Genomic DNA, 20,176 nt, shown 5'->3' with positions numbered 1-20,176 from the left:
TTGTCAAGGTTTTTAGGGACAAAATTCTTTCATTTTCCGCTGTTTGAGCTGCCTGTGGTATTAGAGCTGCCCGTGGTGTTGGAGCTGCCTGAACTGTTGGAACTTCCTGAGACAAACCTTTCCAGATCCGCAAAGGAATAAGACACATCCTTCTCCTCCTTATCAACCTGTATTGTGTAACTCCTTGTCTCATAGCCCGACTTCCTCAGAGTGATAATGTGGGAACCACTGTATTTTCTGAAACTGCAGGGGGAAATCCCCACATAATTCCCGTCCAGATATACCTCCACGCCCTCAGGCGCGTCCACATGCACTCTGTAATAATCTGTAACGGTATCATCCGGTCCCGGTGTGGGAGTCACCGCCGGTTCTTCTTCCTCCTCCGTGTCGCCCACCGCCTCCAGCACCACATCACAGGCCGCGGACTCCTGGGCCACACGAATATACTTCGTCACAGACTGATACCCCTCCGCTCTGGCAATCAGCTGATGCAGACCATACTCCAGTGTCACCGGCACAGATGCATCTATCTCGCTTCCGTCAATATACACTTCTGTGGAAGCAGGACTGACTGAGAAAAGCACCATGCCTGTCTGGGGCTCCGGCACCTCCAGGTCACCGATATCAAGAGTGGTCTCCTGATTACGCATCACTACGACATTTTTGACACCTCCGCCCCCCTTGTTGGAAATTGTCACTTCATAGCTTCCCTCCGGCACCAGAAGCAGCATGTCCTCCGTGATACGCTGTATCAGCGACTGCCCGATTTCAATCCAGCCGCCTACAAAATGTTCATCATTGGCCAGCCTCAGATAGCCGTGCCCCTTTTCCACGCGGACTGAAAGGATCTGATTCCCGATTCCCTGAAAGCTGAGCACATCCGCAGGATTCAGGTCCATGATCTCCACATTTCTCCCTTCGGACAGATATTGTGTGTTGGAGGTAAGCTTATAGGTTTCAGGGCCGATACTCACTTCTCCGCGCACAGCGTCCAGTTCATACCATTCCACATCGGTAAAGGTCCAGCTGTTTACAGACAGCTGCATGGTAGTCAGATGCTTTTTGGACTTCAGGAAAGTGATATCCACAATATCTCCTTTCTCTATCTGTTCCAGAGAAACAGCATCCCCGTACTTGTCATACAGCCTGGTGGTGCCATCCATGGAGAGTGTATACCGTTTTCCCAAATCCAGATTCAGGAAAGTCACCGTGTTCTCCTTTTCATCCCTGTCCACGAACACAGCGGTGTCCGCCGAGTCAAAGCTGGCCGGCCCGGTCACAATAAATCCTGTGTCGGCTCTGTTCGATTCAGCGGATGTGCCGTCTCCTTCTCCCCTGTTATTTTCCATAAAAGGAATGGTACAGGAGGAAAATGACACCATCGTCATAACAATTGCCGCTGCAATATACATCCTGCGTTTTTTCTTATTTTCTGTTCTTCTCATATATTCCTCTTTTGACGGCCTTTCCTGTTCTTATCGAAGCCTGCCCACTTCTCGAAATACCTGATCCAGAAAATGTTGTTTTTCCTTCTCCTGGGCAATGACTTTTTCCAGCTTCTCCTGGTTCTTCCTGGGAATCCACGCTTTTCCGGAATTATAGTAGAAATTTGCAATCTTCCAGAATTTCTCCGGATATGCCAGCCGATAATACAAATCAATCCGGCTTCCGGCGGACAACGGCCGCTCCTTCTCATAGGTTTCCAGAAGCTCTTCCCCCAGAGATATGGACCAGTTGTTTTTCTCCAGAAGCTTTCGCATCAGCAGACACAAATCGCGAACCGGATTGTCACACATACACTTTTCAAAATTCACCAGGAACCATCCTCTGCCGTCCTGAATAATATTGTGATATTGATAATCTCCATGACAGAAAGCAATTTTCGCGGTATCCCCGCTCTTTCCCCCCTGCGTCGCTTCCCGCTGGTATTGTCCCCATTCTTCCGTCACAGAAAGCGCCTGTTCCAGAAACGGATCGAAGGCTCCTCTCAGACTGATTTCAAACCAGGTCTTCTGCCCTTTCTGCTGCAGATACTTCCGCACCCGTTTCAGCTCTCTGTTGTGCTTATCATACTCCTTTTCCGGAGAAAAAGCCACCGGAAGATTCAGACAGTCCGCCGGCAGCTCCATGCAGCCGTGCAGCCTGGCCAAAAGCCTGACAGCTTCCATACATTCCTCTTTATCCTGAATACTGCACTCTCTGCCTTCCCGCCAGGTCTTCAGCACATATTTGGTTCCCTCATTGTCTCTCACAAACAATGTGCCTTCCCTGCTGGGAATTATGACTTCCACCTTTACCGTTCCGGCATCCATTATCTGCTTTAACAGCCTGTTCTGCAGTTCTATCCTCTCCTGGCTTCCCGAATATTCCCTGAAAATCAGACACCCCCGATTGGTGTCACACACAATGGCCCCCCGTCCTTTCCTGGTACGAAGCACCTCGATTTCATATTGTTCCAGTAACTCAACTGCCCTGTCATTCACTTCCGGCCCCTCCTGATTGGTTTCTCACGTCACCGCACCGCGTCCAGTCCGGTTCATAACCTATCATATGAGAAAATACCTGAAAGTATGAAATCATTCTCTGCTTTCCAGCCTCAAAAGTCGTTGAGCCTCCTCCAGCAGACACGCTCTGGTATTGCATGCCGGTTCCTCCAGAACCATTTCCAGCAGCTTCTGCAGAACCGCCCCCAGCTGCTTTCCGGGCTTCCAGCCAACAGCAATCAGATCGGCCCCCTTCACAGCAAGGGTTTTCAGGGACACACACTGCTGCTTTTCCAGAATTTCTTCATAGAGCTTCCGCCACTGCTCCACTCTCTCCAGCTTTTCCTCCCTCTGGTATTCACTCTGAGCCAGGAAATCCGCCTGCTTTACCTCGAATAAATCCGGAAATGCCTCCTCGCCGATTTTGTGTATTGCTCTCCGCACCATCCGCATATCGGGAGATGCCCCGCTGCCGTAATCATGGTATAATACCAGTCTGCACACCCGGCTAATGGTATCATTGTCGAATTTAAGTCTCTTCAGAACCTTTTCCGCCAGCTCTGCGCTGACCGGGGCATGATTATGGAAATGAGTGACCCCCTCGCCGTCCACCGTCAGAACCTCCGGTTTTCCGATGTCGTGAAACAGCATGGCCAGGCGAAGCACCTTATCCGCCCTCACATGACACAGCGAGTGCAGAATATGCTCTCCCACATTATAGCAATGGTGAACATGCCTTTGTTCCGTCTCCATGGCCCTGTCAAACTCAGGGAAAAACACTTTTGTGACGCCAATGTCATAAGCAGTCCGCAGATACTCCGGATGGGGAGAAACCATCAGCTTCACCAGCTCTGTCTGGATTCTCTCGGCGCTGATGCGATTTAAGGTATATGCCAGCTCAGCCGCTGCCGCCAGCGTCTCTTCCTCTATGGAAAATCCCAGCTGCGCCGAAAAGCGAACTGCCCGCAGAATCCGCAGGGCATCCTCCCGAAAACGTTCCTCCGCTCTGCCCACACATCGGACGATCCCGGCTTCCAGGTCCTCCATGCCGCCGAATTTGTCCACCAGTCCTTCTTCCTCGTTATAGGCCATGGCATTGATAGTCAGGTCTCTGCGCCTTAAGTCCTCTTCCAGGTCCGGGGTAAAAATCACTTCGCTGGGATGCCGGCTGTCCTCATACTCTCCGTCAATCCGATATGTGGTCACCTCAAACCCTTCCCCGTTCATCATCACCGTCACCGTACCATGCTGCAGCCCGGTGTCAACAGTGCGCGGGAAGAGCGCCTTCACCTGTTCCGGTCTGGCAGAAGTGGTAATATCCCAGTCCTCCGGCTTCCTGCCCAGAAGGGAATCCCGCACGCATCCGCCCACTATATACGCTTCAAAGCCCGCGTTTCTGATTGTGTTTATGATAGCCTGCCCTTTTTCCGGTATTGTTATCCTGATATCACACATCATCTGCTTCCCGTCACTCTTTCAATATAAATTTCCTGATTACCTCTGCCACACCGTCTTCGTCATTCCCTGCGGTCACATAGTCTGCTGCTTCCTTCAGGACAGGCTGGGCATTTCCCATGGCAACTCCCAGACCGGCATACCGTATCATGGACAAATCGTTAAATCCATCTCCGCAGCAGATGACATTTTCCCGCTTTATCCCCAGCATTTCCATCAGTTTTCCCAGGGAATCTCCCTTATCCACACTGGCAGGCACAATCTCAATAAAAAACGGCTCGGATCGACCTGCCGCCGCCCGTGTCCCGCACCGCTCCTGCAGCTTCTTCTCCAGCATTGCAGCCCTTTCTGCCTCCGCAGTCATAAAGCATTTATAGACAGGAAAATTCACATACCCTACGAAATCTTCCGGCTGCATTATGGGCATATCGTTGATATGTGCTTCCAGCGTTACATACCGGTCCGGTGCAAAGGCTGAAATCACCGTATCTTCCGAATGGGTGGCCAGGCCGCAGTCGTGCTTCTGTGCAAATTCATACAGCACCGGCAGCAAATCCCCGGGCACTGCCTTCTGATAAACCACTTCCCCGGTGCCGCAGGCTACAATGCGTGCTCCGTTATGAGACAGCAGATAGCCCCCATACTTTTTCAGCTCCAGTTCCCCGGCATAACGGCGCATTCCGTACGCCGGCCGTCCGGAAGCCAGCACCACCAGATGTCCGCTCTCCAGAACCTTCCGGATGCCGGCTCCTGTGGCAGGACTGATTTCTTTATTTGAATTTGTCAGGGTGCCGTCAATATCCAGCACCAGCGCTTTTCTCTCCATGTCCGTCAGACCTTTCTGTCCTGTCCGTCTCAGCATCAGAATTCATGCCCCGTGAAGATTCTGTTGTATAGTGATTTGAAAAGGCGGTGTGAAAACACCGCCTCTTACTCCCTCCGCTCTGATGCCTGTCAGAATACCGACCGCACTCTCACGATTCCCCGGAGCTCTCCGTTCCGGCTTCCGAGCCTTCTCCGGATTCTTCAGAACCATCCTCACTGCTCTCTGCCGATGACGCACCGGATTCTCCTTCCTCCGACCCGTCATTTTGTGCTTCGCTTTCCGCAGCAGCTTCCGCTTCAGCCCGCACCTTCAGATAACGCAGATTTTCCTTCGGGTCCTCCACATTGATTTCACCCACTGTGGTCTCCATATATTCCGATAATTTCTGGCTTAACAGGGTATTCCGGATACTCAGAACCCACTCCGGATCATTGTTCCCTGCATAATATACCACATAAGTATTGTCTTCCGTCGCAGGGGATATGACAGCAGTGTCACCTGCGGTACGTCCGCCTTCACTGATCCAGTCTCCCAGCTCTTCCGGTACACCGGAAGGCATCACACCTTCCAGCAGACCACCTTCTGCACTGAATACGGAAGGGTCATTATACTTTTCACAGAGTGCTGTAAAGCTCTCTTCCGTGGCATCGCCGTTCTTCCATTCATCCAGAATCGCCTGCGCATTGTCTCCGGCGGTCACCACCACACGGATATCCGAAGAAGGTGTCTCATCCAGATAGCGTTTTTCGAACTGCACCACATAATACCGGCGGAGTGTGCTGTCTTCCACCACTGTGGTATCTCCGGCTTTCCTTTCCTCATCGAACAGCCAGTCTTTCAGGACACTGGTAACAGCAGAACGTTTTCTGTTGGTGTTCAGCTCTCCGTCGGCCTGAATTGTCTTCTCCAGTTTGTCGGCTTCCGCCTTTGCCAGCTTCATGGCAGCTTCAATTTCCGCTTCAGAAGGCTGATAAGCCTCTTCTGTGCCCTCTTCCCCTTCACTTTCGCCCTCTGTTCCTTCCGTCTCTTCCACCGGATCGGCCAGCTCTGTAGGCTCTGTGGGCAGCTCCGCATCTACCGACGCCAGATAGTAATCCACTGAATCATAGTCTGCCTTATTGTTATCATAGTGCTCCTGGATTTCCTCCATGGCAGGCGTCATGCGCTCTCCAAGCAGTTCTGTATATGCATTGAGATACATGCCCGTCTGAATGTAAGATTTCACTCTGCCTTCCGTGGCATAGGGGCCGTAAAGCTGCTTCACATATTCCTTCACTGTGGTGTCCGCCTCGGAAGCTGCTTCCTTCAGCTGCTCTCTGTACTCGTCGTACTCTGCGGTAACATCATGGGCGAATCCTTCTTCTTTCGCCGCATTCAGCAATGCCTTCTCACGAGCGATGTTGTCCACAGCCAGCTCATCAAAAAAGTCCCCCCATGTAAGGGTGTCAGAATACATCTGTGTCCTGACATCGCGGCTTAAGTCCAGTCCAAAATAAGACAGATACGCTCCGTACTGGTTGATATAATCGCTGCTGGCCACCTGATAATGATAGTCAAATTCAACCTTTGATACGTTCTCTCCGCTTACCTTGATATAGCTGCCGTTTATGGTGAGATAATTTCGAATGGGAAAGGACGCCACAAAGCATACCAGCACTGCCAGCAGCGCAATACCAATGATTCTGCCGACTCTCTCATCCCTGCGCGCCTTTTCCTTTTCTTCTTTTCTCCGCTGCACTTTCAGGTCATATTTTGTAACTATCTTTTCCGGCTTGTCCCCGGTATTCTGTGTTTCCTTTTTGGACATGATAAATGTCTCCTCCCATCAGACCATAATTTTCTCCGATTCCCGGAGGACAGTTTCACCCCGGGACCATGTCCTCTATTCTACCGTATTTCCTGTAAAATGTGAAGCTATTTCACATATTTTTCAAGTTTTTCCACAATATTTTTCACACAGCCCGGTTCAAAAGGACTTGTCAGGCCTGCCTCTCTGACCATATTGGTGTAAAAATCACTTGCGGAAAGCCTGCACAGTTTCAGATAACTTTCCCAGGCCCCGTCAAAGTCCGCGTCCATCTTCACCTTATACTGCAGCGCGCAGATCTGTGCCAGGCTATAGTCGATATAATAGAAAGGTGAATTGTAAATATGCTGCTGCTTCTGCCAGAATGCGCCCTTTGCAAAGAAAATATCATCGCCGTAATCCTGGTGAGGTCTGTATACCTTTTCCAGCTCAAGCCATGCTCTGTGCCTCTCCTCCGGCGTCATCTCCGGATTCTCATATACGATATGCTGGAATTCATCCACCATACATCCATATGGAATAAAGGCTGCCGAATCCTCCAGATGCATTTCAATATAATCCTTCGCCCGTTCTCCGAAGAATAGCTCCATCCAGTCCTGGGTGAAGAATTCCATGGACATGGAGTGGATTTCCGCCGTCTCCATGGTGATGTCCGAATGCTCACGGATAGGGTCCCTGCCGGAAAGGTATCCCTGGAAAGCATGTCCGCATTCATGGGTGATGACATCCACATCCCCGCTGGTGCCGTTAAAATTGGCAAATACGAAAGGTGAATTATATACAGGCATATAGGTCATGTAACCGCCGGCCCGTTTTGTCTTGCGCCCCAATACATCAAAGAGTTCGTTCTCCATCATAAAATCATAAAATTCACCTGTCTCGGGAGACAGTTCATGATACATTTTCTGCCCTGCTGCCAGGATTTCTTCCGGTGTGCCGAAGGGCGCAGGATTTCCCTCCCTGAAATATACCGCGGCATCAATATAGCTCAGTTTGTCCAGACCCAGCCGCTTCCGCCTGCGGTCATGAAGCTTTTCCGCAAAGGGCACAAAGGATTCCTTAATCTGGCTGCGGAAGGCTTCCACTTCCTCCCGTCCATAACAATTGCGTCTCATCCGGTAATAACCCAGCTCCAGATAATTCTCATAGCCCATTTCGCGGGCCTGAGCGGTGCGGTTTTTCACCAGCCTGTCAAAAATTTCATCCAGTTTTTCCGCATTTTCCGCAAAAAACTCACTCTGCTTCCTGTATGCCGCCGCTCTGACATTTCTGTCCGAATGTACCAGGTAAGGACGAAGCAGAGACAGATTCAGCTCCTTGCCTTCAAACGCAATCTTAGCCCCTGCAATCAGTTTATTATACTCTGTCTTCAGGACATTTTCCTCCTGCATCAGAGGAATCAGCTTCTCATCCATGGATTTCCGGGCCAGCTCCATATTCTTAAAGGCCACGGCCCCGATCTTCTCCTCAAGATAAGCACGGTAGGGGGATTCGTACAGCTTATTCTCATACGCCAGCATCAGATTATGCAGAATCGGCCTTTTTTCATTGTAGTAATCCTGTTCCTTACTGTAAAACTCATCGGTGGTATCCACATCAAAACGAATATGCGCTATGGTCATCTGGGTCCCCACCTGATCCGTCAGCTCATAATACTTCTGATGCACCGCAAACTGCTCCTCACCGCTCTGCGCTCTGTCAAACGCTTCCATCAGCCCCTGCATTTCTTTTTCAACCTGTTCGAAATCCACTCTTTGGTACGGCATGTCCTTAAACTTCATACTCTTTTCCTCTTTTCTCTATATTATGCCTGTATATCCCTGCATACGGGCTTTCCTTTCAGCGATTCTGTGCCCCGCCGAATCGTTTCCTTTATTTTACATGATTCCGTCTTTTGTGTAAATAATCAGATAATGAAATCTTGCATTTTACATAGCAGAATGATAAAATGAAAAAGGTGAGAATTTCACAAAATTTCATATGAGTTGGAGGAGAAACCATGTTTGCGGAATTTAAATCAAAAATTCTGAAAGGCTCTATCTTTATTTCCATTCTATGCATCCTCATCGGCCTGGGACTGGCAGGCTGGAATGCCATGGATGCCTTTTATTCGGTGGCTGGCTACAAGGATTTTACACAGCTGAAACCGGAAGAGATCAAGAATCAGCTGGTAAAAGTCGACCTCACCGAGAATTTCGGCAGCTATCTGGAGGAGCAGAGCAAGAACACCAAAACCGGCTCCGTCAAGACCACACATCTCTATTACATAATCTGGACAGGAGATGACAATGCGGAAGACTGGCGTTATATGACCATTAAGGTTCCCGCCCGCTATGCAAAGCAGATGGACGCCATGACAGATAATACTTATAATGAGATCCGCTCCGAGGCAATTCCTTTTACCGGTAAAATCAAAAAGCTGGATAAGGAAGAATATTCTTACTTTAAGAGTACTATGAAGGAACTGGGACTGACAGATGCGGATATCGAGGCAATGACACTTCCCTATTACATTGATTACGGCAGTCAGACAGCCATGACCGTTCTGTATCTTCTGCTCTTCGGCGGCGGTATGGTACTGCTGATTTACGGTATCTTCAGACTTGCGAAGGCAGCCGGAGGCAGCTCTCTGAAAAAGCTGCGCCAGGATATTGCGGCAGCCGGTTATACCGAAGCCGCTGTGGAAGCCGATTACCGGGACGCACAGTCCTACGATAAGAAAGGCATTCTCAAGGTTGGCCGTCTGATGACTTACCATATTGTGGGTTCCAACGCAAGAGCAATTCCCAACACGAAGATGATGTGGGCTTATCAGACTACTGTCACCCACCGTACCAACGGTGTCAAGACCGGCACTACCTACAATATCATGATTTTTGACGAGCTTACACCGAAGGGACACACTTTCCCGGTGGCCAACGAATCCATTGCAAAAGACATGCTCACGCATATCAATGCAACTCTTCCCTGGGTAGTGGTAGGTTACACCGATGAACTGAAAAAACTATACAATAAGGACCGTACTCAGTTCCTGCAGCTGCGTTACAATACCTGCGAACATGTTGCAACGGATCCTGTTGCAGAGCAGCCTGTTCCTGATAATCAGGGCTGAGGCCTGCTGATAAAACCGGGAGGTGCCCGTCAGGGGACTCCCGGTTTTTATTATTTCTTAATTTTCCGGAAAAAGCAATGACTCCTGTTCCTTTTTGTGCTAAAATGGAAGGCAGAACTTATACGACAGGAGAATTATGTACTATGAGCAGGATAAAGCTTTTCTTTCTGTTTGCGGCTGTCTTCTTCCTTCTGACTGCCTGCGGACAGGAAAATGATACAGATAATCCCATTCTCACGGATGAACCTCCGACTTCTTCCGTCCCTGCAGTACCTTCACAGCCGGCTACACCGGAGAGCATTCCTTCCAACATTGTGGTGGAAGACGATTCTCAGCCGCCCAGAGAAGGTATGGTGCGCAGTCGTCTGACCAATGAGTGGGTAGATGCCGGTGTGGCCGCAACCCGTCCCATCGCTGTGATGGTTCCCAATGAAACAGGTGCAGTTCCCCACTATAACCTTTCAAAGGCATCCATCCTGTATGAAGCAAACGTGGAAGGTTACATGAGTCGAATGATGGCAGTCTATGAGGATTGGAGGAACCTGGACAAAATCGGTAATATTCGCAGTCTGCGTGCTTATTATGCTTACTGGGCTTTTGAATGGGATGCCTTTATCGTGCATATGGGCGGTCCTTTCTTCATTAACGAGCTGATAGCCGAAGATACCACTCAGAATATCGACGGTACTCTGGGTTCGGATGCTGCCGCTTTTTTCCGTTCCGGAGACCGTTCAGCCCCGCACAATACTTATGCGTCCGGCGAGGGATTGGCCCAGGTTATCAGTGAAAAAGGATACTCCCTGAATTACCGGGGGCTGACCGATGACTCCCATTTTTCCTTTGCCACAAAGGCCTCTCCCAATACCCTGCTGCAGTACAACAGCGAAGCCAAAAATGCCTCTTATATTGATATGTCCGGCTGTTATCCCCTGACCCGCTGCTATTTTGAGTACAATGAAGAGGACGGGCTTTATTATCGTTCCCAGCATCTCTCCGGCGGTTCAGACAGTCCCCATGCGGATGCCCTCACCGGAGAACAGCTGACCTTTAAGAACATTCTGGTTCAGCATGTCAAATACGATGATCTGGGTTCCGGGTATCTGGCTTTTCAGTGTCATGACACTACCAGAGACGGCTGGTTCTTCACCAACGGCAAGGGAATTCATGTCAAATGGGAGAAAAGCGGCGATTACGGTGCCACCAGGTTTTACGATGACTATGGCAATGAAGTCCTGTTGAATACCGGAAAAACCATGATTTGCATTGTAAAGGAAGATGATAATTATACATTCCGCTGAATGGTGAATTTATTCACGGCCTGGCAGGCACTGAATTGGTATGGATCTATTCTGCAAAGTTAAAAACGGAATGCCCGCGGCATTCCGTTTTTTTATTCCCCCAAACCATTTTCTACTGCTGTGACCAGAGCATTCAGTGCTTCCTGTTCGTCCTCTCCCTCACAGACAAATTCAATCTCATCTCCACATTTCACACATGCCCCCAGTACACTCAGGACGCTTTTGGCATTTGCGGTGCCTCCTTTGAACGTAAAAGTGATCAGCGCCTTAAACTGCATGGCTTCCTTGCAGAGTATCCCTGCCGGCCGCAGATGCAGACCGGTGAGATTCTTAATCACTACTTTCTGGCTTACCATATTCCTTTTCCTCCAATCTCATTCCTTCCCCATAAGTATGCTCCCCCCTGTTGTCAACGCTTTTAAAGCACTTACAGATAATCCTTTGCCTAGAACATGACATCCTGGATCAGACATGCCAGCTTTTCAGCCTCCTGATGAATCACCTGCTGGTCCTTCCCCTCAATCATCACGCGGACAAGGGGTTCCGTTCCTGAAGGTCTGATCAGTACTCTGCCTTCTCCCGCGAATTTCTCCTCCAGCTTTCTGATGGCTTCCGCAATCACAGGGTATTCCATATATTTTTCCTTCTTATGATTGGCCACTTTTGCATTGATCAGCGCCTGAGGCAATACTTCCATGATACCGGCCAGCTCGGAGAGCTTCTTACCTGTCTCCGTCATCACCTGCAGCAGGTGAAGTGCGCTGAGAAGTCCGTCTCCTGTGGTATTCTCATCCAGGAAAATAATGTGCCCTGACTGTTCTCCTCCAAGACTTGCACCGATTTCCTTCATCCGCTCCAGCACATAGCGGTCACCCACCTTCGTCTGTTCTATGGTCAGTCCGTTTTCCTTCCCCATCAGAAAGAATCCCAGATTACTCATCACAGTTGCTACAATGGTATCCTTCTTCAGCTTTCCGCCTGTCTTCATATGATTGCCTACAATGGCCATAATCTGATCGCCGTTTACAATCTCACCATTTTCATCCACCGCCAGCAGTCTGTCAGCATCTCCGTCAAAGGCAAGCCCTACGCTGGCTTTTTCATACACCACTCTGGCCTGAAGTTCTGCCATGTGAGTGGATCCACAGTTGGAATTAATGTTAATTCCATCCGGATTATTGTGAATTGCCACCACGGAAGCTCCCAGTTCTTTCAGCGCTTCCACAGAAGTATAGAAAGCGGCGCCTTCAGCACAGTCCACCACAATCTTCATGCCGTCCAGGTTCACAGGAACTGACTGAATCGCATGATTAATGTATTCTTCTCTGGCATCAGTGCGGTATTTTATCTTTCCCACTGCAGAACCGGTGGGGAATTTGATACCCGGCATGTTACTTCTGATAAGCCTCTCGATTTCGTCCTCCATCTCGTCAGGCAGCTTATAACCATTCCCATCGAAGAATTTGATTCCGTTGAATTCCACCGGATTGTGAGAAGCGGAAATCACCACCCCTGCATCCACTTTATACTTCTGAGTCAGATACGCCACCGCAGGAGTAGGCAAAATCCCTACATATACACAGTTTGCACCTACGGAACATGCGCCTGCCATCAGGGCATTTGCCAGCATATCCCCGGAAATCCTGGTATCGCATCCCACCATAATCGTCGGTTTATGCTCCTTTTCTTTTGTCAGCACATATGCGCCCGCCTGCCCAAGCTGCATGGCAAGCAGGGGCGTAAGCTCCTCATTTGCAATTCCTCTCACACCGTCGGTTCCAAACAGTCTGCCCATTTCTATTCATCCTCCACTTCAACAATATATATCCGAACCGTCGTCACATTATCTATGCTGACCTGGTCGGAAAGCTGAAAACTTACCGGAACTTCATGTGTTCCCGCCGTAAGCTCCCTTATGCTGTTTCTCTCCATCCATTCCCCTATATTCACCGTTCCCCGCACGGTATTGGGATCAACCTCCGAAACATCTGCATCCAGACCGGATATCCGCATTCTGCAGGTCTCGTTGTCCGCAAATTCATACTCATATCCCTCCGGCGTATTCAGCACTGTTATATTCGCTGCCGGAACCAGAAGTGTCTTCTCCACTCTGGGTTCAACATAGGCTGTAGCCGTCACACGGCCATTAAAGCTGCCGTCTGCCAGCACAACATAATCCGGCAGATATTTTTTGATATTAATTTCATTTACCACGTCACTCTCCGCATCCGTGATGTCCAGTTCTGTCTCCGGAATTACGATTTTGCTCACATTTGACAGTGTGGATACCGTCCCTGCCAGCAATACTTTTTCAGGATCCAGCTTCACCTCTCCGGTTGCCAGATACCCTTCGGCCGGTATCCCGCTGGCCTTCAGCTCAAAAGGAACTTCCTTGGTAGCCAGAACCTGCACTTCCACCCGCATGTTTTCAGCATTTTTCTCAATATGAGAAGGATCCACCAGATTCTTCTCCGCATCATACAACTGGATATCTACATTAGCGGACAGATTCGATGTGGCCCCGGTCACGTCAATGTCCAGTCCCGCATAGCTGATACGCTCCACCACAGACTTCGGCCCCACCACCTCTATCCGCGTCTGGTCACTTGAGGTATTGGCAACCATATAGCCTTCGGCAACCTCTCCTACAATATTGCACTGCACGTTAATCCATTTCCTGGCCCTTTCCTCCACATTCAGCTGCACCACGTCATGATTGCCGGTAATGTCCAGTATCTCCACATCCTCGTTCAACACTTCATAATTGATGGCAATGGTGTTCACCTCCGTGAGCTTACTCACATCTGCCGTTGCCACAATATCGGAAGCCCGCAGCTGATTGATTACATTCCGGGGCGCCTGCACCGTAACCCGGACCACATCACTGTTGTCCAGGATTTCATAGACCTTATTTCCTTTTTCCAGCAAATCCGTGTTAATCAGATTGACCTGAATATTGGAGAAGGAAACAGAATCCTTGGGATTATATACCATAGCCACAATAAACCAGAGTATGATGGCAATTATGACAGAGGTCAGTTTCAGGCCCAGATTATTCAGCAGCCTGTTCCTCACCTTTTGCTTTGCCTTTTCCTTTGCGCCTGTGTCTGCCCTTTGCATCCTCTTCTCCATCCATTTTCATAATCTGCCTGATTTTACTCTTTAATTCCTCGGCATTCAGGTGTCTCTCCAGTTTTCCCTCATGGGCTACACTGATGCCGCCTGTCTCCTCGGATACAATCAGTGTCAGAGAATCCGTGGCCTCAGAGATTCCCACTCCCGCCCGGTGCCTGGTTCCCAGGTCCTTGCTCAGGCCCAGATTGTCGGACAGCGGAAGATAGCAGGTTGCATAAGTAATCCGATTGCCACGCACAATAACAGCCCCGTCATGCAGGGGTGTATTATGTTCAAAAATATTAATCAGAAGCTGACTGCTGACAATAGCGTCCACTTCTATCCCCGTGCGCTCATAATCCTTCAGGGATTCCACTCTCTCAATTACAATAAGCGCACCGGTCTTCACCTTGCCCATCTCTGCGCAGGCCTTCGTTATCTCATTGACTGTTCTCTCGGAGAAGGCGTCTTCCTTCTTGGCAGAAGAATCTGAGAAGCCGATAGAAGGAAGAAAATTTTTCTGTCCCAGCTGCTCCAGCGCCTGACGCAGCTCCGGCTGCAGCACCACAATCAATGCCGTGACAGCAAAACCCAGCACATTCTGGGCCAGCCGTATGATGGTTGTCATCTCCATTATATATACGATGGCCAGAAACAGGAAAATGACTATCAGTCCTTTCAGCATTCTCCACGATCTGGTCGTCTTCATCCATGCCAGAATATAGTAGACCAGAAAAGCAATAATCAACATCTCGGCAACATCGAGAAGGTCTACCGTATTTGCATATGTTTTAATACTGTTCAGATAATCGTCAGCCTGTTTGAGCCACTGCCACTGCATTTTGACCGTCCCTACTTTTCCTGTTCTATTCTACAACCATTCTTCATCTTCGTTCTGTACATTTTCCGCCTGACTTCCGACACGATTCCCCGCTCCGTTTTCATAAGTGCTTCCTATTGTCACACTCCGACCGTTTCTTCGTTCTCCCCGATAATTCTGCGGCCGTTGTGCCTGCCGGGCAGGATTTCCCCGCTTTCCTCCGGTCGTTTTCTCCATGGTCACCCGCCTGCCGACCGTTTCTCCCTCAGATCGGGATGTGCTGCTCCTGCCGCTGCCCGCTCTCTGCACATTTTGTGTGTTGATTTTCTTAACGGTTTTCGAAGGTACGGTTACCGTCATTTTCGGAATTGCCTTCACATAATAATAATATTCGTCATCCTCGAACTGTACTTTCTCCGTCCGACTGTAATCCACACAAAAGCGGAAAAATTCGATTACCTTTGCAACTGCCAGTGCGAGCAGTGATCCCAGCAGAACGCCGCCCAGGGAGATATTCACATCATAAAGCAAATCTCCGATAAGCAGGACCACCACTTCCGTCATGGCTCCTGCAATCATGGCAATGGTCCAGGCATAATTGACAGACATTCTGCGGATCAGATACACCACCAGCACAGTAATCGCGAAAGCGGCAATGACAACCAGCATGGCCTTATTCGCCAGAATACTTTCCACCATCATCCGAACCTTTGCCAGCGCGTCTTCATCCCCCATGGTTCTGATATTCTGTGCACTGTCTGTCACAATCTGAAACAAATAAAAAACAGCCACGCCGCAGCCCACAGACACTACGGAGGATGGCCCACACAGCAGGCCCACCGCCAGCGGTATGACATAAGGTATCTTGAAAGCGCACAGCAGAGGCGTCAATACCACCACAAGAGAGTCCTTGGGACTGAATCGAAAATACAGCAGATACATCACCAGATACATACACAGTCCCACCAGCGCCACCTCCATGGAAAGCGCATACATATGCATCAGGCTGAATACAGTCGCAAATAATACCAGCATACCCACCGGGAGAAACGAACAGGCCAATGCCGCAATCAGCACAATTCTCAGGTCGTCAATCCTTGTCATATATCCCATTCTGCCGTTCAGGGTCGTAAAAGTCACGAACGCCAGGAATAATTTGGCAAGCGGCAGTATAAAAACCTCATATTTGCTGTAAATCAGCTTTAATCGTTCTCTAAATTCCAGTAAAACTGTCATTCTGACCTCCAGGCTGAAATGTTCCTTATTGCATTTCATTATAAAGAGAATTCAGCTTTTTTAAATTATGATAATAGCATTTCAGGCTTTTCTTGACCTTTGCATACCGCCAGGTACATATCACATAGGTAAGCACCGCATATCCCGCTACCGTACTGCAGAGATAGATCAGTACATTTTTGGCAAATGCAAACAAATCCATAGTATACAGCTCCCGAAGAAACGTTTCGTAATTACAAAGCATATATATGCCGAAAACGATGGCAAATGCCAGTACTGCACAAATTATGGATTTTAAAACCTGAACGGCAATATAATCGCTTCGAAAATAATTGCCGATTTTAACATTCTTTTTTCCCTCACCCTCTTCATAAGCTGCCATTCGAGTCATTAAGATAATACGTTCTTCATTCAGCATGATAATCTCCTATTTCAGGAATCTCATCTTAGGCCCCTCACCTTCATTCTTCTCAGGCTTGGGCGCCGGCTTGTTCGCCTTTAACACATCCTGCAGATTCCTTGTCATATTCGCAGTACATTTCTCACAGTACTTGCCGCTGCGGATAGGTGCGCCGCAGGATTCACAATTCAGATACATCGCAGAATCTGTCGCCAGCTCCAGACGCTCCTCCCGCAGCCACTGCCGGATCTGATTGACTTCCACAGAGCAGGCCTCTGCCACTTCCTGTATTCCCGCCCCTTTATTATCCCGAATATAGCTCTTCACTTCCTGAAACTTTTCCTCCAGCCTGTCGCGGCATGCGGGACAAATCGGAGGACCGGAGAGATAATTGAACAGCGCACCACATTTTCTACAATTTCTTACGTTCATTATAACCTCCTGAACCATTTTTATATACCGGTTCCGCAGGCCAGCGCAATATACCACACCGATTCCGCGCCGGCGCTTTTCAGTACCCTGGACACTTCATCCATCGTACTGCCGGTAGTATAAATGTCATCTATAACAATAATCCTTTTTAATTTTACATCATTTTTTTCTATATTAAAAGCCTTTTTCAAATTATTTTGCCTTTCTTCAGGATTTTCGTACTTCAGCGGCGCAGTATTTTTCTCTCTGACCAGAAATCCTGTACACACAGGGATATCCAGACAGCTTCCAATGGCTCTGGCAAGCAGTTCTGCCTGGTTAAATCCTCTAACCGCTTTTCGCTTTTTGTGCAGCGGCACAGGCACCAGCGCATCCGGATGTACACTTCTGATAAAATCGCCCAGATATTCTGCCGCCTGCTCCCCGAAAAACGCAGCATATTCCCGCCTTCCACCATATTTAAAGCGATAAATGGAAAGGGCGACGCTTCCATATTCATAGAGTGCCCTGCCGCGGACAAATTCATGCTTTTTCCGTTTGCAGTCAGCACAGTATTCCCCTTCTTCTGCAAGTTTTTTCCCGCACTTCATGCACCAGGGCGGCGTCAGCAGCTTCAGTCTGCCCAGGCATTCCAGGCAGATCTTCTCTCCGGGCTGACGCACAATTTTGTCACAGACAGGACAGCGCAGCGGAAAAAGCAACTGCAGTACTCCCGCATATATCTTCTCTCCCCATCCGGCGTTTTTCCTCCATCGGATTTCTCTTCCTGCTGTGACTGTGATCCGGTTCTTTGTTCTGATTTTCATGGGTTCTCATTCCTCCGATTTGAACCCTCTCCGACCTTATCATTTATGTGCCTTCAGAATCTGCAGAGCAGTCTGTCATTGTATCTGTGCTGCCCGCCACAGATTTTCTCTCTGCTGATTCCAGCGCCTGCCGTTTTATAAAGCCGCTTTTCCATGCTCCCGGATTCTCGCTGCCAGAGCAGTATATCTGCGGTTCTCACTGACATTTTCTATCATACTGCGCACAGTATTGCTGCTGCCCAGAATCGTCACACAGCTCCGTGCTCTTGTTATGGCAGTGTACAGCAGGTTGCGGTTAAACAACATTTTGGGACCGCTCAACAGCGGAAGAATGACTGCGGGATATTCGCTCCCCTGCGCCTTGTGAATGGTGACAGCATAGGACAGCTCCAGTTCCTCCAGCAGAGAAAAAGGATACGTAACCCGCCGCTGTTCATCGTATTCCACCACCAGGCTGGACGACACCTCGCTGATCTCCAGAATTCTTCCCATATCTCCATTAAAAATTCCGGTTCCCCTGTCAATCGCAATTCCGTATTTACTGACAATTTCCCACTCCAGCTGATAATTATTCTTAATCTGCATCACTTTATCGCCTTCCCGATAAATGGTGCTGCCGCTTATATGCTCCTTTTTGCTTTCATCTGCAGGATTCAGATATCTCTGCAGGATACCGTTCAGTGTCTCGCAGCCCAGACTTCCTTTCCGCATAGGCGTCAGCACCTGTATCTCATAAGGTGACACCTGTACATAACGGGGCAGCTTCTCACTGATCAGTTGTATCATATGCTTATATATGACATTGACGTCATTTCTCTCCAGAAGGAAGAAATCTCTGGATTTATTGTCCAGGGCAATCTGCTCCCCGCTGTTGATTCTGTGCGCATTGACGACAATATCACTTTTCTCCGCCTGGCGAAATATCTTCTTCAGTTCCGTCATGGGAAACCGGCCGCTGCCCAGCAAATCCCGCAATACCTGTCCCGGTCCCACACTGGGCAGCTGATTTACATCCCCCACCAGCACCAGCCTGGTTCCCGGGGCCACTGCCTTCAGAAGCGCCTGGAACAGCTGAATATCCACCATGGACATCTCATCTATAATCACCACATCCGCTTCCAGCGGATTTTCTTCATTTCTCTCAAAGCTGACCCTGCGGGTATCTTCGTCAGAAAGCGCGCTGTTCAGCTCCAGCATGCGGTGTATGGTTCGGGCTTCAAACCCTGTGGCTTCTGTCATCCGCTTCGCCGCCCGCCCTGTGGGCGCGGCCAGAAAAATGTCCAGTCCTTCAGCCTCAAAATAGTGAATCATCATATTGATGGTGGTGGTTTTCCCTGTGCCGGGCCCCCCTGACAGAAGGAACAGGCCATTTCGGATGCTTCCCATAACTGCTTTCATCTGAAGCTCATCCAATTCGATTTTCAGCTCCCCGGCCAGTTTTTCCAGCTTCTGTTCCGCCTCCTTTTCCTCCACAGGCATGGAGACATTCAGATCATAAAGCATTCCTGCACAATTCAGTTCAGCATAATAATAAGAAGATGAAAATACATTCTCTCCCTTGATTACCACCTTTTTATCCATCATCAGATTATCCAGCTGCGGACGAATATCATTTCTGTCAATACCCAGCAGTTTCTCCCCACGCGCAAGCAATATGTCCAAAGGCAGATAGCAGTTTCCTTCTCCCACAGCCTGAAGCAGAACATATATGATTCCGCTTTTGATACGATACTCGGAATCCGCATGAATCCCGATTTTCCCGGCAAGCTCGTCCGCCATTTTAAATCCGACGCCACGGATTTCCTCTGCAAGCCGATACGGGTTTTCCTTCATAACCCCATACAGATTTGCTCCGTAGGCATTATAGATTTTTATAGCCAGTGTATTGGAAATTCCGTATTGCTGCAGATAAACCAGAGCATTTCTCAAATCTCTCTTTTCTTCCATCTGAATGGCGATTTCCCTCGCCTTTCTCTCGCTGATTCCCCGCACCTCGGTCAGGCGCTCCGGTTCTTCCTCGATGAGTCGAAAAGTATCTTCTCCGAATCTCTTCACGATTCTGGCGGCCAGTGCAGGACCTACCCCTTTTATAGCCCCGGACCCGAGATAACGCTCCATTCCAATGCTGTCCTGCGGCACTACCACCTGAAATCCGCTTATTTTAAACTGGCTTCCATAGACAGGATGATCGATGTACTCTCCCCGGGCAGAAATGCTTTCTCCCTGAGACAGCCCCCTGCACATTCCCACACAGACGATTTCTTCCCCTTCCGCCGCAAGGTTCAATACCGTATAACCATTCTCACTGTTCTGATAGATAATGTGTTCCACGTAGCCGCTGAGCGTTTCCATCCCGTCCTCCCGATACGTCCCAAATTACATATACC

Annotated in this window: 17 protein-coding genes; 2 read left to right on the top strand and 15 right to left on the bottom strand. The window is 49.1% G+C overall.

Going from position 1 to position 20,176, the window contains the following annotated elements:
* Positions 1 to 29: 29 nt before the first annotated feature.
* The 6 genes from NSB25_RS18180 to NSB25_RS18155 form a co-directional block, all read right to left on the bottom strand.
* A complete protein-coding gene (locus tag NSB25_RS18180; RefSeq protein WP_103240901.1) occupies positions 30 to 1,445 on the bottom strand; it encodes a PEGA domain-containing protein in 1,416 nt (471 codons plus the stop codon).
* Between the two features lie 30 nt (positions 1,446 to 1,475).
* Positions 1,476 to 2,483 carry a phosphotransferase gene (locus tag NSB25_RS18175; RefSeq protein WP_103240902.1) on the bottom strand — a complete coding sequence of 336 codons (1,008 nt, stop codon included), beginning with the start codon at positions 2,481 to 2,483 and terminating at the stop codon, positions 1,476 to 1,478.
* A 93-nt stretch (positions 2,484 to 2,576) separates the two neighbouring features.
* Positions 2,577 to 3,938: a CCA tRNA nucleotidyltransferase gene (locus NSB25_RS18170; RefSeq protein ID WP_416385575.1), complete on the bottom strand. Its 1,362-nt coding sequence runs from the start codon at positions 3,936 to 3,938 to the stop codon at positions 2,577 to 2,579.
* 13 nt (positions 3,939 to 3,951) lie between these two features.
* The gene (locus tag NSB25_RS18165; RefSeq protein ID WP_103240903.1) at positions 3,952 to 4,800 is read right to left on the bottom strand and encodes a Cof-type HAD-IIB family hydrolase; all 849 of its coding nucleotides are present in this window, start codon (positions 4,798 to 4,800) and stop codon (positions 3,952 to 3,954) included.
* A 112-nt stretch (positions 4,801 to 4,912) separates the two neighbouring features.
* Positions 4,913 to 6,571, bottom strand: a complete 1,659-nt coding sequence (locus tag NSB25_RS18160; RefSeq protein WP_103240904.1) for a SurA N-terminal domain-containing protein — start codon at positions 6,569 to 6,571, stop codon at positions 4,913 to 4,915.
* Positions 6,572 to 6,678: 107 nt separating this feature from the next.
* Complete coding sequence (locus NSB25_RS18155) at positions 6,679 to 8,352, bottom strand: M3 family oligoendopeptidase (RefSeq protein WP_103240905.1); 1,674 nt, start codon at positions 8,350 to 8,352, stop codon at positions 6,679 to 6,681.
* A 218-nt stretch (positions 8,353 to 8,570) separates the two neighbouring features.
* Here NSB25_RS18155 and NSB25_RS18150 point away from each other — a divergent pair, with 218 nt between their 5' ends.
* Positions 8,571 to 9,683, top strand: coding sequence for a DUF6709 family protein (locus NSB25_RS18150; RefSeq protein WP_103240906.1), 1,113 nt, complete (start codon positions 8,571 to 8,573; stop codon positions 9,681 to 9,683).
* A gap of 143 nt (positions 9,684 to 9,826) precedes the next feature.
* Positions 9,827 to 10,981 (top strand): DUF3048 domain-containing protein, encoded by a 1,155-nt coding sequence (locus tag NSB25_RS18145; protein WP_103240907.1) that lies wholly within the window; start codon positions 9,827 to 9,829, stop codon positions 10,979 to 10,981.
* 92 nt (positions 10,982 to 11,073) lie between these two features.
* On the opposite strand, the gene NSB25_RS18140 is transcribed toward NSB25_RS18145, so the two are convergent.
* The 9 genes from NSB25_RS18140 to recD2 form a co-directional block, all read right to left on the bottom strand.
* Positions 11,074 to 11,337 (bottom strand): HPr family phosphocarrier protein, encoded by a 264-nt coding sequence (locus tag NSB25_RS18140; protein ID WP_103240908.1) that lies wholly within the window; start codon positions 11,335 to 11,337, stop codon positions 11,074 to 11,076.
* A gap of 89 nt (positions 11,338 to 11,426) precedes the next feature.
* A complete protein-coding gene (gene glmM / locus NSB25_RS18135) occupies positions 11,427 to 12,776 on the bottom strand; it encodes a phosphoglucosamine mutase (protein WP_103240909.1) in 1,350 nt (449 codons plus the stop codon).
* Between the two features lie 2 nt (positions 12,777 to 12,778).
* Positions 12,779 to 14,101: a CdaR family protein gene (locus NSB25_RS18130; RefSeq protein WP_172455187.1), complete on the bottom strand. Its 1,323-nt coding sequence runs from the start codon at positions 14,099 to 14,101 to the stop codon at positions 12,779 to 12,781.
* A complete protein-coding gene (gene cdaA / locus NSB25_RS18125; protein ID WP_103240911.1) occupies positions 14,034 to 14,936 on the bottom strand; it encodes a diadenylate cyclase CdaA in 903 nt (300 codons plus the stop codon). Before cdaA ends, NSB25_RS18130 begins: the two co-directional genes overlap by 68 nt.
* Positions 14,937 to 14,966: 30 nt before the next feature.
* Positions 14,967 to 16,151 carry a hypothetical protein gene (locus NSB25_RS18120; RefSeq protein WP_207656174.1) on the bottom strand — a complete coding sequence of 395 codons (1,185 nt, stop codon included), beginning with the start codon at positions 16,149 to 16,151 and terminating at the stop codon, positions 14,967 to 14,969.
* A gap of 25 nt (positions 16,152 to 16,176) precedes the next feature.
* Positions 16,177 to 16,569 (bottom strand): hypothetical protein, encoded by a 393-nt coding sequence (locus tag NSB25_RS18115; RefSeq protein ID WP_103240912.1) that lies wholly within the window; start codon positions 16,567 to 16,569, stop codon positions 16,177 to 16,179.
* A 9-nt stretch (positions 16,570 to 16,578) separates the two neighbouring features.
* Entirely contained in the window at positions 16,579 to 16,983 is a 405-nt protein-coding gene (locus NSB25_RS18110) for a flagellar protein (RefSeq protein ID WP_103240913.1), read from the bottom strand.
* Positions 16,984 to 17,003: 20 nt separating this feature from the next.
* On the bottom strand, positions 17,004 to 17,789 hold the full coding sequence (locus NSB25_RS18105) for a ComF family protein (RefSeq protein ID WP_103240914.1): 786 nt from the start codon (positions 17,787 to 17,789) through the stop codon (positions 17,004 to 17,006).
* A gap of 135 nt (positions 17,790 to 17,924) precedes the next feature.
* Positions 17,925 to 20,141 carry an SF1B family DNA helicase RecD2 gene (gene recD2, locus NSB25_RS18100; protein ID WP_103240915.1) on the bottom strand — a complete coding sequence of 739 codons (2,217 nt, stop codon included), beginning with the start codon at positions 20,139 to 20,141 and terminating at the stop codon, positions 17,925 to 17,927.
* Between the last annotated feature and the right edge of the window lie 35 nt (positions 20,142 to 20,176).

Source organism: Acetatifactor muris (genome assembly GCF_024623325.1).
Taxonomy (GTDB): Bacteria; Bacillota; Clostridia; order Lachnospirales; family Lachnospiraceae; genus Acetatifactor; species Acetatifactor muris.
Note: the sequence above shows the minus strand (reverse complement) of the source record. Positions and strands in the feature narration are given on the sequence as shown.

Bases quoted from the DNA above. Each gene is read 5' to 3' on its own strand.
- NSB25_RS18160 (WP_103240904.1), bottom strand. From the start codon at position 6,571: ATGTCCAAAAAGGAAACACAGAATACCGGGGACAAGCCGGAAAAGATA.
- NSB25_RS18180 (WP_103240901.1), bottom strand. From the start codon at position 1,445: ATGAGAAGAACAGAAAATAAGAAAAAACGCAGGATGTATATTGCAGCG.
- glmM (WP_103240909.1), bottom strand. From the start codon at position 12,776: ATGGGCAGACTGTTTGGAACCGACGGTGTGAGAGGAATTGCAAATGAG.
- NSB25_RS18150 (WP_103240906.1), top strand. From the start codon at position 8,571: ATGTTTGCGGAATTTAAATCAAAAATTCTGAAAGGCTCTATCTTTATT.
- NSB25_RS18130 (WP_172455187.1), bottom strand. From the start codon at position 14,101: ATGCAAAGGGCAGACACAGGCGCAAAGGAAAAGGCAAAGCAAAAGGTG.
- NSB25_RS18170 (WP_416385575.1), bottom strand. From the start codon at position 3,938: ATGTGTGATATCAGGATAACAATACCGGAAAAAGGGCAGGCTATCATA.
- NSB25_RS18110 (WP_103240913.1), bottom strand. From the start codon at position 16,983: ATGAACGTAAGAAATTGTAGAAAATGTGGTGCGCTGTTCAATTATCTC.
- NSB25_RS18145 (WP_103240907.1), top strand. From the start codon at position 9,827: ATGAGCAGGATAAAGCTTTTCTTTCTGTTTGCGGCTGTCTTCTTCCTT.
- cdaA (WP_103240911.1), bottom strand. From the start codon at position 14,936: ATGCAGTGGCAGTGGCTCAAACAGGCTGACGATTATCTGAACAGTATT.
- NSB25_RS18105 (WP_103240914.1), bottom strand. From the start codon at position 17,789: ATGAAAATCAGAACAAAGAACCGGATCACAGTCACAGCAGGAAGAGAA.
- NSB25_RS18165 (WP_103240903.1), bottom strand. From the start codon at position 4,800: ATGCTGAGACGGACAGGACAGAAAGGTCTGACGGACATGGAGAGAAAA.
- NSB25_RS18140 (WP_103240908.1), bottom strand. From the start codon at position 11,337: ATGGTAAGCCAGAAAGTAGTGATTAAGAATCTCACCGGTCTGCATCTG.
- NSB25_RS18120 (WP_207656174.1), bottom strand. From the start codon at position 16,151: ATGACAGTTTTACTGGAATTTAGAGAACGATTAAAGCTGATTTACAGC.
- NSB25_RS18115 (WP_103240912.1), bottom strand. From the start codon at position 16,569: ATGCTGAATGAAGAACGTATTATCTTAATGACTCGAATGGCAGCTTAT.
- recD2 (WP_103240915.1), bottom strand. From the start codon at position 20,141: ATGGAAACGCTCAGCGGCTACGTGGAACACATTATCTATCAGAACAGT.
- NSB25_RS18155 (WP_103240905.1), bottom strand. From the start codon at position 8,352: ATGAAGTTTAAGGACATGCCGTACCAAAGAGTGGATTTCGAACAGGTT.